The following is a 13,194-nucleotide window of genomic DNA, read 5'->3' as shown; positions in this document are numbered from 1 at the left end:
CTCAGATCATCTTGGCGTTCGAGCTCTTGCGCATCTGGGGATCCAGCGTGTCGCGAAGGCCATCGCCCAGCAGGTTGAGCGCAATCACCATCAGGGCGATGCAGAAGCCGGCAGACAACGAGATCACCGGGTTGGATTGCAGAAAGCTCTGGCCGTCGGCAATGACGTTGCCCCAGGTGGGCGTGGGCGGCTGAACGCCCAGGCCCAGATAGCTCAGGCCGGCTTCGCCCAGAATGGCAGTGGCAGCACCCACCGTGGCCACGACGATGACGGGGGGCAGGCTGTTGGGGATCACGTGATAGAGCAGGATGCGCCAGCGCGTCATGCCCAGCGCGTGCGAGGCCTCGATGAACGGACGCGGCGCGATCGTGAGGACCACGGCGCGCATGACGGCAGCCACGCGCGGGGTGAAGGCAAGCGACACCGCGATGATCACGGACTCCAGGCTCGACCCGTAGGCCGCCACCAGCGCCAGCGCGAGCAGGAACCCGGGGAAGGCGAGCAGGATGTCGATGAGCGAGACGGTGAGCCGTTCGATCCAGCCGCCCAGGAAGCCGGCCATCGCACCGATTGTCATGCCCAGCAGCAACGACAGCGCCATGACGGATACGGCCACCTTCAATGAGATGCTGGTGCCGTGGATGAGCCGCGATAGGATGTCGCGGCCGTACTGATCCGTGCCGAGCAGATGCGAGGCCGAGGGCTGTGCGAGCGTGTTGGCCAGGTCTGTGTCGAGCGGCGAGTACGGTGCGATGAAGGGCGCGGTGAGCGCCACGAGTGCCATGAAGGCCAGGATCACGAAGCCCGTGAGAAAGCCAGGATGGCGAAAGTGCCGGACCCATTCCGGACGTCGACGACGGGGGGCGGGCACCGGGGCGGCGCTCAAGGCAGGGGTGGAGACAGCGGTTGGCATCAACGTTTCCTCATGCGGGGATCGACGATGGCGTAAGCCATGTCCAGCAATGTGTTGACCACGACGACGCCCACGGCCAGCACCAGAACCCCAGCCTGGACCAGCGGGTAATCGCGTGCAGAGACCGCCTTGAGAATCGTCGAGCCGACGCCCGGGCGACTGAAGACCACTTCGATCAGGATGGCGCTGCCCAGCGAGTGCGCGAAGGTCACGCCAATGATGGCGAGAATGGGGATGACGGCGTTCTTGAAGGCGAGCCGCCAGATGATGCGGCGCTCGGGCACGCCCATGGCCCGTGCCACGCGGATGTAGTCCTGCCCGATGATCTCGAGCATGGCAGACCGGGTGAGCCGCGTGATGTAGGCGGCGACGGACACCCCCAGCACCATGGCGGGCAGCGCCAGGTAGTAGAGCGTGGTCCCGAAGCCTCCCCCCGAGCTCGCGCCCAGTGCCGGGAACCACTGCAGTTCCTGCGCAAAGAGCAGGATGCTCGCCAGCCCCAGCCAGAACACGGGAAACGAGATGCCTGCGAGTGCGGCCAGCATCATCAGCGTGTCCGTCCAGGATCCCTGGCGCATGGCCGTGAGGATGCCCAGCGGCACGCCGATGATGACGGCGAGCACCATGCCAGCGCCAGCGAGCAAGAGCGAGTCGGGCAGGCTCGCGAGCACCTCTTCGACGGCCGGACGCCCGGTGATCACGGAGTTGCCGAGGTCGCCCGTCACGGCGCGCCCCAGATACCCGGCGTACTGCCAGAAGAGCGGCTGATCCAGCCCCATGCTGACGCGCAAGGCGTCCAGCGCCTGCTCGGTCGCGTAGTCCCCCAGCATGTACTGGGCGGGGTCGCCCGGGATGAGGCGAACCAGGAAGAATGCGACGGTGACGATCCCGAGCAGCGTGACCGCGAGCTGCATCACCTGGCGCAGGAGATAGCGCTCCATGCGATCAGCCCAGCGCCACGGGCGCGACGTTGACGGTGAAAAGCGAGTTCTGCACGAATCCCTTCACGCGCGGCCCGTGGGCAATGAAGAGGTGATCCGCGTAGAGCGGGATCACGGGCACGTCGGCCATTGTCTTCTTCAGGATCTCGCCATAGGCCACCTTGCGCGCCGTGTCGTCGGGCGCAGTCGCCGCTGCGGCGATGAGGTCCTCGATCCCGGCGTAGTGCGCGGTATTGAGCCCGGGCGGGAATGACGCCTTGGAGTACAGGGTGAGGATGGGGCTGTCCGGATCGGGGGCGCCGACCACACCCGTGATCGAGGTCGGAATCGTGCCCTTGGCGCGCGCCTGCAGGAAGGTGCCGCGCTCCAGGATCTGCAGCTTGCATTGAATGCCGACAGCCATCAGATCGCTGGCCATGGGCACGACGAGCTTGTCGTACGGCGCAGCAGCGGGGGTGACAAGCTCCAGCGTGAAGTTGCCGACGCCGGCTTCCTTGAGGAGCTCGCGCGCCTTCGCAGGATCGTAGTCGTAGCGCGGCACGTCCTCGCTGTATTCCGGGAACGACGATGTCAGGACATTGAAGGCCTCGCCCTTGGTGCCCTTGAAGAAACCTTGCAGCAGCGCTGGGCGATTGATGGCGTACGCGATGGCGCGGCGCACCCGCACGTCGTCCAGGGGCTTGACGGTGGTGTTGAGCACGAGATTGATCGTGTGGTTGGCGGGGCGGTCCAGCACCGTCACCTTGCCGCCTTGCTTCAAGCGGGCGATCACCTCGGGCTGCTGCAGGCTGAAGAACACGTCGATCTCGCCGTTCTCGAGCGCGATGGCCGAGGCCGTCTCGTCTCGGATGATGCGAAACACCACGCTGCCGACCTTGGGTGCGCCTTCGAAGTAGTCCGGATTGGCCGAAAGACTCACTTCCTGGCCGGGTGTCCACCGCTCGAAAACGAAGGGGCCGGTGCCAACAGGGTTGAGCCGCACCTTCTCGTCACCCATCTCCGTCACGGCCTTGCGGCTCACGATCCAGCCTTGATTGAACGCCGCCACCTTGTGCAGGAATCCGGCGTTGGGCGACTTCAGCGTGATCACCACCGTCTGTGGCGTGGGCGTCTCGATGCGCTCGATGGCCGCGAGCTGCCCGGCGTAGGCGCTGGCTGTCTTCGGGTCGAGCACACGCTCGAAAGAGAACTTGACGTCGTCCGCGGTGAAGGGGCCATGGCCCTTGTGGAAGGTAACGCCCTCGCGCAGCGTGAATGTGTAGACCTTTCCACCGTCGACCGTCCAGGCGCTGGCCAGGTCGGGGACGATGGCGTTGGACGCGGGGTCGTACTTCACCAGGCCGTTGAAGATGTGGCTGGCGACAGACTGGTTTTCGATCTGGAAGATCCGTGCGGGATCGAGGTTGCCGATATCCGAGGCGAGGCGTACACGGACCGTCGACGTGCTCTGTGCCTGTACCAGGCAAGACAGCCCCAGACTCATCACAGCGGCACTGCCACCTGCGAGCAGTGTGAATTGGCGGCGCGACATGCGCAGTGTGGAGTGAGGCTTGGTCATGCGTATTCCCCTGGTTGGTTGGGACATTTGTGCTACCGCACATTGCATGCAATTCTAAACACGAGTTGAAGAAAAGGTTAGGGGTTGACCCTATAAAAAATGCAAATTTCGTGATGAAGTAATGATGGTGCGTCGATCGCACTCGAAATGTGCAAGCATTTCCGCACAAATCTGGTGCTTTTTCGCACTGCAATGGATTTTCGCCCCATAAAATTGCATGCAATCAAGGCGTAGTGCGTCATCGCTGCGCGCGCATGCACCTCTTCAGGGAATGACTCATGTCCGACCTCGACATCTTTGAAAAGCAGGTATTTGGTCAACTGTTGGCCTACGGCAACAGATCCGCGGTGCTCGTCATCGACTTTCAGGAAGGCTTCACACGTGAAGACGGTTTTGGTGGCTACAACATCAACGCCGCCATCGACAACACGGTGTTGCTGCTCGCCACGGCGCGCCAGCATGGCGTGCCGGTGGCCCACGTCCGTTTCACCACACAGCCCGGCGGCTTCGACATCGGCCCCTTTGGCGACAAGGTGCCGCGCTTGCGCGAGCTCACGGCAGACAGCCCGGCGGCGCAGTTCGTGCCCAGCGTGGCGCCGATCGCTGGGGAATACGTGTCTCAGAAGCGCCACGCATCCGCTTTCTTTGGGACGACACTCGCGTCGTGGCTGATCTCGCGCAACGTCGACACGCTGTTGGTGGCAGGCTGCACCACGAGCGGCTGCGTGCGCGCGAGTACGGTGGACGCCTCCGCCTATGGCCTGCGCCCGATGGTGGTGGCCGACTGCGTGGGTGACCGTGCGCCGGGACCGCACGAGTCCAGCCTCTTCGACCTGGGCAAGAAGTACGCGAACATCATTTCGCTCGCCGAAGCGCAAAGGCATCTGAGCGCAGCGTCGACCCTGTCGGCAGCAGCGTGAGGAGCGCCGGTATGGAACCGCATGAACTGACGGCCTGGGCTGCCTCGCAGGCCATCCAGGCGGGAACGCTCACGAGCGAGGCGCTCGTTCGCTCCTGCCTGGAGCGGATCGACGCACGCGACGCGGATGTGCGCGCATGGTTGCACGTCGATCCCGCGTTCGCCCTGCGCTGGGCCAGAGAAGCCGACAAGCGGCCGACGCGCAGCCCCCTGCACGGGCTGCCGTTCGGCGTGAAGGACATGATCGACACGGCAGATCTGCCCACCACGTTCAACTCGCCGTTGTTTCAGGGCTACCAGCCGTCCCGTGACGCGGCCTGCGTCGCGATCCTGCGCTCGGCGGGCGCCGTCCTCCTCGGCAAGACCGACACGGTCGAGTTCGCGGTCGGCGGCCGCAAGGCGGCGACGCGGCACCCCCGCAACTTTGCCCACACGCCCGGCGGTTCGTCATCGGGCTCGGCGGCCGCGGTGGGGGATCGGCAGGTACCCCTCGCCCTGGGCACGCAGACGGGCGGCTCGCACATCCGGCCTGCTTCCTTCAATGGCATCTACGCCCTGAAGCCTACCTGGGGTGCCGTGAGCCGCGAAGGCGCGAAGCTTTATGCTGCGGGCCTGGACACGATCGGCTGGTTCGGCAGATGCGTGGAGGACCTGACGCTGATGGCACAGGCCTACCGCCTGAATGGGGCAAACGAGGACGCGGCTGCGGCCTTGCGTGACATTCGCGTGGGAGTGTGCCGGTCCCCGGTGTGGAAACACATCGAGCCGGCGGGCGAACAGGCGCTGGCGCTCGCGCAATCACGTCTGATCGCTGCAGGCGTGACGGTGGTCGATCTGGAACTACCCGCGGCGTTCGACGGCGTCCGTGATGCTCAGGATGCCATCATGCGCGGTGAGGGCAGGGCGGCCTTCCTCGATCTGGATCTTGCGCATGGCGAAGCCCTGCACGCCGACTTTCGCGCGCACGTGAGCAATGCGTACGGCTACTCGCCCGAGGCGCTCGTGGCGGCCTACGACACCGCAGACCTCGCGCGCGCGCAGTTCGCGGCTGTGTTGCAGGCGGCGAGCGTGGACGTCTTGCTCACGCCGGCGTCCCCGGGCGAAGCGCCCGAGGGCTTGCACACGACAGGCAATCACGTGTTCAACGCCATCTGGACATTGCTGCACGTGCCGTGCGTTGCGGTGCCCTGCACGACGGGGCCCGCCGGGCTGCCGGTGGGCGTGCAGCTCGTCGCGCCGCGCCATCGCGACGGGGCGTTGTTGCAGATGGCGCGCGCCTTGGCGCCGATCATCGACGCAGAGGGCGGTGCTCGCTGAACGAACCCAGTGACGGCGCGGCACCATGACGAAACCCCCCGCTGGCCAGCCAGACGGGGGGTTGACGCGGCTCGGCCTCGAGAGGCCGAACGGCGGATTTACTTCACGCGGCTGCGATACTCGTTGGTGCGCGTGTCGATTTCGATCTTGTCGCCGATGTCGCAGAAGAGCGGCACGGGCAGCTCGAAACCGGAGCTCAGCTTGGCGGGCTTCATGACCTTGCCGGAGGTGTCGCCACGGACGGCCGGCTCGGTGTAGGTGATCTCGCGCACGAGCGTGTTGGGCAGGTCCACCGAGATGGCGCGGCCTTCGTAGAACACGACTTCGGCCGGCATGCCTTCTTCGAGGTAGTTGAGGGCGTCGCCCATGCTCTCGGCTTCGATCTCGTACTGGTTGTACTCGGCATCCATGAAGACATACATGGGATCGCCGAAGTAGGAGTAGGTGCACTCCTTGCGCTCGAGCATCAGCACTTCGAACTTCTCGTCGGCCTTGTACACCGATTCGGTGCCGGAGGCGGTGAGAAGATTCTTCATCTTCAGCTTGACGACGGCGGCGTTGCGGCCGGACTTGTTGTATTCGGCCTTCTGCACCACGAGCGGCTCGCTGCCGACCATGATGACGTTGCCAACGCGCAGTTCCTGGGCAGTTTTCACGGAAAAAATCCTGAGCGGGAAAGAAAAGTTAACTCAGCATTCTAACCCGCCTTGTGCGAATCGACGATGGCCGCGGCGAGTTCCGGGATATCCGTGCTGAGGTGACCGCTCCAGTGTTGCATTGTCGCGACCCAGGGCGCCCACGCGGCCCCGGTCGCCGCTTGCCACGCCGCGGCCAGCGCGGTGGCGTCGGATTGATTCCAGGCCGCGTGCAGCGCGCGCACGGGCTCAGGCGGCGCGAGGCGATCCAGCCAGGCGTTGAGTTTGTCCAGATGCGCCGCGTCTTCCTGCGGATAGATGTGCCAGAGCAGCGGGCGCGCCGCCCATTGGGCGCGCACGAACGAATCCTCCCCACGCACGCCGTTGACGGTGCCGCACCACAGGAGGCGATCGAAATCCGCGTGGGGGAGAAACGGCAGGCGTAACGTGGTCACATGCCCCGTCCCGGGCTGGACGCCCGGCGCGCTGCCGCCCAGGAGTGCGATCACCGCCGGACGCGGCCCGGCAGCGATTACCTGTCGCCAATGCGCTACCGGGGCATCCGGGTAACAGAAGACGGGATAGAGATCGGTGTCGCCGCGCGCGATCGACGCGCTCGTTGCCGGGTCGATGCCGATGCGCGCGAGAAAGGCTTCGCGCGCCGAGGGATCCGCCTGGAGAGCGTCGCGTTCGGCCAGCAGGCCGGGCTCACGCAACAAGCCCCCGGTGCGGGATGTGAAACCCGGAAAAAAGAAGGTCTTGACGACGCCATTGCCCTGCGGCGAGGGCATGCCGTGGCAGCCCTCGGCCCAGTCCTCGGCCGTGAGGTATTCGAGGTTCAGCCAGCGGTGGCCCGGCGTGAGCGCCGCGCGATACGCGGGTGGCGGATCGCAGGCGAACGCCTCGATGACGACGTCGAGCGGCAAGCGTGCGGGGGCCGGGGCCGTCCACATCACGATCTCCACGCCGTCGAGCATGCGGGCACCGGCCGCGACCTCGGGAGCCAGGCGGCCGAAGCTCGCCAGGTCGTCCACCCAGAGACGCACGCGCCAGCCGTAGCCTTGGGCCAGGCGCCGCGCCAGGCGCCAGCACACGCCGATGTCGCCGAAATTGTCGACCACGCGGCAGAAGATGTCCGCGCCCATGCTCGCGCCTTCCCCGCGGCCAGGCGTCACGACTGCGGCGTCGGAGACGCAACCCCGCGCGTGCGCCTGGTGTGGCGTGCTGCCCAATTCATACCGCCTCTGCGACGAAGCGCTGTGCCGGCGTGGACACCTGGTCGCGGGCCGCGACGAGCGGAAGATCGCGCCCGCCGGGCGGCACTTGCGCCACCAGCGCGTACAGACAGCTCACGGCGTGGGACAGGGCATCCGGCACGGCGTCACCCTGCAGAACGCGCGCAAGCAGCACCGCGGAGAAGACGTCGCCCATGCCGTTGGGCATCGGCTCGCAATCGAGCAGTGGCGTCTGGACCTGCCAGGCGGCCTCGGCCGTGATGGCCAGCGTCGCCAGGCGATCGCCCGGCACGTCCGGCGTGCGCAGGCTCGTGATGACGATGACCCCTGGACCTGGACGGCCAGGACCCGTGCGCAGGAGCCCGCGCGCGCAGGCGACCGCATTCGCGATGCTCGTCAGCGCGCGGCCGGCAAGCCATTCGAACTCGAATTGGTTGGGCGTGATGATGTCAGCACGCGGCACGGCCCGGTCGCGCAGGAAATCCGGAATGCCCGGGCGCACGAACATGCCACGCCCCACGTCGCCCATGACGGGATCGCACAGGTAGCGCATGTCCGGGCGCTGGCGCCGGATCTCGGCTACGGCGTCGAGAATGGCCTCGCCGGTGGCCGCGTCGCCCAGATAGCCCGACAGCACGGCATCGCAGCGTGCCAGAACACCGCGCGCGGCCAGACCGTCCAGCACGTCGCGCACGTGGCTCGCCGGGAAGACCTGCCCCTTGAACTCGCCATACCCGGTGTGATTGGAGAACTGCACGGTATGGATCGGCACGGCTTCGATGCCGAGCAGCTGCAGCGCGGGCACAGCCGCCGCGTTGCCCACATGCCCCCAGGCCACGTGGGACTGGATAGTCAGAGCGATCGGCGCGGCGCTCATCGGCGTTGGTACTGCGTGGCGCCGAACATGGCTTCGCGCGCCTTGTCGTCATTCTCGATCGGCTTACGTTCGCTCGCCAGCACCGCCATGCCGCGCTGCACGGCCGCGCGTGCGGCGATGCCGTCGTACCACGCCTTCAGATGCGGAAAATCGTTGAGATCGATGCCTTGCCGCTCATGCGGCACCAGCCACGGATAGACCGCGATGTCCGCGATGCTGTAGTGCTCGCCGCCCAGGAAGGCGGACTTGGCCAGGCGCGTGTCGATGACGCCATAGAGGCGGCGCGCCTCGTTGGTGTAGCGGTCGATGGCGTACTGGATCTTCTCAGGTGCGTAGATCCGGAAGTGGTGGTTCTGCCCCAGCATCGGACCTACCCCGCCCATCTGGAACATCACCCACTGCAGGATGGTGAAGCGCTCGCTGTCGGTATTGCCCAGCAGCTGGCCCGTCTTGCTCGCCAGGTAGACCAGGATGGCGCCCGATTCGAACACCGCATACGGCTTGCCGTCCGGACCATTCGGATCGAGGATGGCCGGGATCTTGTTGTTCGGGCTGATCGAGAGGAAGTCCTTGGCGAACTGGTCACCCTTGCCGATGTTCACCGCATGGACGTTGTACGCGAGGCCGAGTTCTTCGAGCGCGATATGCACTTTCTGGCCATTGGGCGTGGGCCAGCTGTGCAGCTCGATCGGCGCGCCATGCGCGGCGGCAGACGTGGCGGACTTCTTGACGGACTTTTTGGCAGGCTTCGGGGCAGACTTCGATCGGGTCGTCATGGGCGTGAGCGGCGTGGGAGAGGGGTCGGCACAAAGCAGTCAGTGTATGCCCAAAGCCGCCCGTTCCGTGCCCGCTCGGTCGCGTCAAGCCGGCGTCTTGTCCTTGAATTCGCACAAGTCGGCAATCCCGCACTGTGGGCACTTGGGCTTGCGCGCCACACACACGTAGCGGCCATGCAGGATGAGCCAGTGGTGGGCGTCGTGCAGGAACTCGCGCGGCACGAACTTCAACAGGGCGTTCTCGACGGCGACCACGTCCTTGCCCGGTGCGATGCGGGTGCGATTGGATACCCGGAAGATGTGCGTATCCACGGCGATCGTGGGCTGGCCGAAGGCCGTGTTCAGCACGACGTTGGCTGTCTTGCGGCCCACGCCGGGCAGCGCTTCGAGCGATTCACGATCCTGCGGCACCTCGCCGCCGTGCTGCTCGATGAGGATGCGGCAGGTGGCCACCACGTTGCGGGCCTTGGTGCGGTAGAGCCCGATCGTCTTGATGGCGTCGGCCACGCCGTCCTCGCCCAAGGCCAACAGCGCCGCGGGGGTGCCGTGCCTGGCAAAGAGGGGGCGCGTGGCAAGATTCACCGATTTGTCCGTGGCCTGGGCCGACAGCAGCACGGCAATCAGCAGCTGGAACGGCGTACCGTATTCGAGTTCGGTGGTGGGGGTGGGATTGGCCGCACGCAATCGCTCGAAGATGGCGCGGCGCTTCTCGGCATTCATGGCTGGCGTCGCGCACGGGCGCGCGCCAACGCTGCCGCGATGGCGTCACGCTTGCGATCCTCGGCATCGGCGGGCGCGGCGTTGGCAGGTGCTGCCGCCGTGCGTGGCGCGGCGACGGGGCCGGCCGCAGCGCGGGCCTCGACGGGTACGCGAGCGAGTCGGCGTTGACGCCGTTGATGATGCATGCGCGCACGGGTGGCGTCGTCCGCCGTCCACGTGCGAGCGGGCAGCACCGGCTCCATCGTGATGCAATCGACCGGACAGGGCGGCACGCACAGGCCGCAGCCCGTACAGGCGTCGGTCAGCACGGCGTGCATGCGCTTGTTGCCACCGATGATGGCGTCGACGGGGCAGGCGCGAATGCACAGCATGCAGCCGATGCAATGCGCCTCGTCGATGCGCGCTACCGTCAACGGGGCGTCCGCGCCGCGTGTGCGATCGAAGGGCTGAAAGGGCTGGCCCAGCAGATCTGCCAGCGCCTGGGCACCGGCATCGCCGCCAGGCGGGCACCGATCCGTCCCAGCTACGCCATCGGCCAGGGCTTCGGCGTAGGGCAGGCAGCCGTCAAAGCCGCACTGCGTGCACTGGGTCTGGGGCAACACCGCATCCAGGCGCTGGATGCGTTCAAGACGCGACAGCGACATCAGGCAGCAGGCGCGTCGAACTTGCGCACGAATTCGCCCACCTTCGGGCAGATCGTCTCGCGCCAGCGGCGGCCCGAGAAGATGCCGTAGTGCCCGCACTTGGGTGCGATGTAGTGCTGCTTGCGGCTCTTGGGAATGCCGCTGCACAGGCGCTGCGCGGCTTCGGTCTGACCCAGGCCGGAGATGTCGTCGAGCTCACCTTCGATGGTGAAGAGCGCAACGGAGGTGATCGCGCCCGGATTGACCCGGTGGCCGTCGATGTCCCACGTGCCCTTGGCCAGGCGGTACTCCTGGAAGACTTCCTTGATCGTGTCGAGATAGTACTCGGCCGGCATGTCGAGCACGGCGTTGTACTCGTCGTAGAAGCGGCGATGCGATTCCGCATCTTCGTCGTCGCCCTGCACGAGATGCTGATAGAAGTCGTAGTGCGACTGCAGGTGGCGATCCGGGTTCATCGCGACGAAGCCGGTGTGCTGCAGGAAGCCCGGGTACACCTTGCGGCCGGCGCCAGGAAAGCGCGGCGGTACGCGATGAATGAGGTTGTTCTCGAACCACGCATACGACTTGGTGGACGCCAGGTTGTTGACCTCGGTGGGCGAGCAGCGCGGATCGATCGGGCCGCCCATCATGATCATCGAGCGCGGCAGCGCGGCGGGATCCGTCTCGGCCATGAGCGAGACCGCAGCCAGCACCGGCACCGTCGGCTGGCACACCGACATCACGTGGGTGTCCGGCCCCAGGTGGCGAATGAAATCCTGCACGTAGCGCACATAGTCCGCCAGGTGGAACGGCCCGGCAGACATCGGCACCATGCGGGCATCGACCCAGTCGGTGACATACACCTCGTGATTCGGGAGCAGGGCGCGCACGGTGTCGCGCAGCAGCGTGGCATGGTGGCCGGAGAGCGGCGCCACGACCAGGATGCGCGGATCCGCGGCGCGCGAGGGCGACAAGGTGCGCTTGAAGTGGATGAGCTTGCAGAAGGGCTTGTCCAGCACCACGTGCTCGGTGATGGCTGCCGGTACGCCATCCACGTCGGTGGTGTTCAGGCCCCACGCGGGCTTCTCGTAATCCTTGCCGAGGCGGTAGAGAAGCTCGTAGTTGGCCGCGATACGCCGCGACAACGGGGTGTAGGCGAACGGACTGAACGGATTGGAGAACAACTGCGCGCCGGCCTCGGCCAAGGCCACGTAGGGCGTGAGCCAGGTGCGCTGCATGTCGTGAATCTGGTAGAGCATGACGGCATCCCTTTCCATGTCGGGGTAAGACACGCACGCTGCAGGGCGGCGCGCGGTCATTCCGGCGACGTCGGCGTCGCGCGGATATTGCACTGCACCATTCTACTCCGTCCTACATCCTCGCGCCGCCCGGAATAACCCGGCTTTCTACCAGTAATTCTCGACGGCGAGATTTCCCGGGTTGCCCCGGCGCGGGGCGCGAAAGCCGCGATCCTGCACGCGCTGACGCAGGTCGGTCACCATCTCGGGGTTACCACATAGCATGACGCAGGCCCGGGCCGGGTCCAGGGGCAAGCCCACGGCGCGCTCGAGCTCGCCGTTGTCGAGCAGCGTGGTGATGCGCTGCGACAAGACGCCCGGCAGCGCTTCTCGGGTGACGACCGGCACGTAGTGCAGGCGTGTCGGATCTGCCTGAAGATACTCGCCGATGACCGGATGCTGCGCGAGGGCCGCGATCTGGTCCGCGTAGGCGAGCTCCTCGCGCGTGCGCACGCTGTGCACCAGGACGAGGGGGCCAAACGATTCCCACACCGGAAGATCCGCCAGGATGGACAGGAAGGGGGCGAGCCCGGTGCCCGAGGAGAGCATCCAGAGGCTGCGCGTGGCGGGCACGTCCTGCGCGAAGCGATCGGTGGTCAGAAAACCGTACGCCGTCTTGTCCACATAGAGCGTGTCGCCCGGCCGCAGGTGTTCGAGGGTGCTCGTGAACTGCCCGCCGTCGACCACGATGGAGAAGAACTCCAGGTGCTCGTCATAGGGTGCGGACACCATGGAGTAAGCGCGCCAGACGATCTCTTCGCTACCTTGGGGGCGAACACCCAGCCGCGCGAATTGACCGGCCACGAAGCGAAACCCGGGGTCGCGGGTACAGCGCAGCGAGAACAGCTTGCCGGGTACCCAGGTATGCAGCCAGGTGATCGTCTGGGCGGTGTACTTGTCCTCGCTCACATGACCTCGCTTACTTCTCCAGGTGCTCGAGCTTGCCGGGCACGTTGTTCCACTCGTCGGCGTCGTCCAGCGGCTTCTTCGTGCGGGTGATGGCAGGCCAGTCGCGGGAGAGCTCGGCGTTGATCTCGAGGAACTTCACCTGGTCCGCCGGCACATCTTCCTCGGCGAAGATGGCGTTGGCAGGGCACTCGGGAATGCAGACGGCACAGTCGATGCATTCGTCGGGATCGATCACGAGAAAGTTGGGGCCTTCCCGGAAACAGTCCACGGGACAGACGTCCACGCAATCAGTGAATTTGCACTTGATGCAGTTCTCGGTGACGACGTGAGTCATCTGGGCACTCCGGATCTTCGAGGGGGCTGGCGCAGGAATGCGCAAAGCCGGGTAGTTTACTGTGCCCGCGCCGGCATCGCAGGGGAAACCCTGCGCGGGACCGGGTAGAGCGCCCGCAGGGCGCGTGCCCGCGTGATGT

14 protein-coding genes are annotated in these 13,194 nt (G+C 66.1%); 2 read left to right on the top strand and 12 right to left on the bottom strand.

The annotated features are described in order from the left end of the window. Position 1: 1 nt before the first annotated feature. The 3 genes from IMZ29_RS06805 to IMZ29_RS06795 are packed head-to-tail and all read right to left on the bottom strand — an operon-like array spanning position 2 to position 3,412. Positions 2-913, bottom strand: coding sequence for an ABC transporter permease (locus IMZ29_RS06805; RefSeq protein WP_216181987.1), 912 nt, complete (start codon positions 911-913; stop codon positions 2-4). Further along, positions 913-1,854 carry an ABC transporter permease gene (locus IMZ29_RS06800; protein ID WP_216181985.1) on the bottom strand — a complete coding sequence of 314 codons (942 nt, stop codon included), beginning with the start codon at positions 1,852-1,854 and terminating at the stop codon, positions 913-915. Before IMZ29_RS06800 ends, IMZ29_RS06805 begins: the two co-directional genes overlap by 1 nt. A 4-nt stretch (positions 1,855-1,858) precedes the next feature. Continuing rightward, positions 1,859-3,412, bottom strand: coding sequence for an ABC transporter substrate-binding protein (locus IMZ29_RS06795; RefSeq protein ID WP_253206916.1), 1,554 nt, complete (start codon positions 3,410-3,412; stop codon positions 1,859-1,861). Between the two features lie 278 nt (positions 3,413-3,690). Between IMZ29_RS06795 and IMZ29_RS06790 the strand changes: the two genes are divergently transcribed. Then, positions 3,691-4,332 carry an isochorismatase family protein gene (locus tag IMZ29_RS06790; protein WP_216181983.1) on the top strand — a complete coding sequence of 214 codons (642 nt, stop codon included), beginning with the start codon at positions 3,691-3,693 and terminating at the stop codon, positions 4,330-4,332. An 11-nt stretch (positions 4,333-4,343) separates the two neighbouring features. Then, positions 4,344-5,648, top strand: coding sequence for an amidase (locus tag IMZ29_RS06785; protein ID WP_216181981.1), 1,305 nt, complete (start codon positions 4,344-4,346; stop codon positions 5,646-5,648). A gap of 98 nt (positions 5,649-5,746) precedes the next feature. On the opposite strand, the gene efp is transcribed toward IMZ29_RS06785, so the two are convergent. The 9 genes from efp to fdxA all read right to left on the bottom strand — a co-directional run bounded on the left by efp (position 5,747) and on the right by fdxA (position 13,055). Continuing rightward, on the bottom strand, positions 5,747-6,304 hold the full coding sequence (gene efp / locus IMZ29_RS06780) for an elongation factor P (protein ID WP_216181979.1): 558 nt from the start codon (positions 6,302-6,304) through the stop codon (positions 5,747-5,749). Positions 6,305-6,345: 41 nt separating this feature from the next. Continuing rightward, on the bottom strand, positions 6,346-7,428 hold the full coding sequence (gene earP, locus IMZ29_RS06775) for an elongation factor P maturation arginine rhamnosyltransferase EarP (RefSeq protein ID WP_216181977.1): 1,083 nt from the start codon (positions 7,426-7,428) through the stop codon (positions 6,346-6,348). An 88-nt stretch (positions 7,429-7,516) separates the two neighbouring features. Beyond that, positions 7,517-8,395 (bottom strand): pyridoxal kinase PdxY, encoded by an 879-nt coding sequence (gene pdxY / locus IMZ29_RS06770; protein ID WP_216181975.1) that lies wholly within the window; start codon positions 8,393-8,395, stop codon positions 7,517-7,519. Beyond that, the gene (locus IMZ29_RS06765) at positions 8,392-9,171 is read right to left on the bottom strand and encodes a glutathione binding-like protein (protein WP_216181972.1); all 780 of its coding nucleotides are present in this window, start codon (positions 9,169-9,171) and stop codon (positions 8,392-8,394) included. Before IMZ29_RS06765 ends, pdxY begins: the two co-directional genes overlap by 4 nt. Before the next feature lie 84 nt (positions 9,172-9,255). Then, positions 9,256-9,891 (bottom strand): endonuclease III, encoded by a 636-nt coding sequence (gene nth / locus IMZ29_RS06760; protein WP_216181969.1) that lies wholly within the window; start codon positions 9,889-9,891, stop codon positions 9,256-9,258. Beyond that, a complete protein-coding gene (locus tag IMZ29_RS06755; RefSeq protein WP_371820146.1) occupies positions 9,888-10,538 on the bottom strand; it encodes an RnfABCDGE type electron transport complex subunit B in 651 nt (216 codons plus the stop codon). The genes nth and IMZ29_RS06755 overlap by 4 nt, the downstream gene beginning before the upstream one ends. Continuing rightward, positions 10,535-11,773: a polyhydroxyalkanoate depolymerase gene (locus IMZ29_RS06750; protein ID WP_216181963.1), complete on the bottom strand. Its 1,239-nt coding sequence runs from the start codon at positions 11,771-11,773 to the stop codon at positions 10,535-10,537. The genes IMZ29_RS06755 and IMZ29_RS06750 overlap by 4 nt, the downstream gene beginning before the upstream one ends. Positions 11,774-11,920: 147 nt before the next feature. Next, positions 11,921-12,721, bottom strand: a complete 801-nt coding sequence (locus tag IMZ29_RS06745) for a ferredoxin--NADP reductase (protein ID WP_216181960.1) — start codon at positions 12,719-12,721, stop codon at positions 11,921-11,923. Positions 12,722-12,731: 10 nt separating this feature from the next. Further along, positions 12,732-13,055, bottom strand: a complete 324-nt coding sequence (fdxA, locus tag IMZ29_RS06740; RefSeq protein ID WP_216181957.1) for a ferredoxin FdxA — start codon at positions 13,053-13,055, stop codon at positions 12,732-12,734. Between the last annotated feature and the right edge of the window lie 139 nt (positions 13,056-13,194).

This window comes from Verticiella alkaliphila, from assembly GCF_018904615.1.
GTDB classification, from domain to species: domain Bacteria; phylum Pseudomonadota; class Gammaproteobacteria; order Burkholderiales; family Burkholderiaceae_B; genus Verticiella; species Verticiella alkaliphila.
The sequence above is the reverse complement of the archived record's forward strand: the minus strand, read 5'-3'. Positions and strand labels throughout refer to the sequence as shown.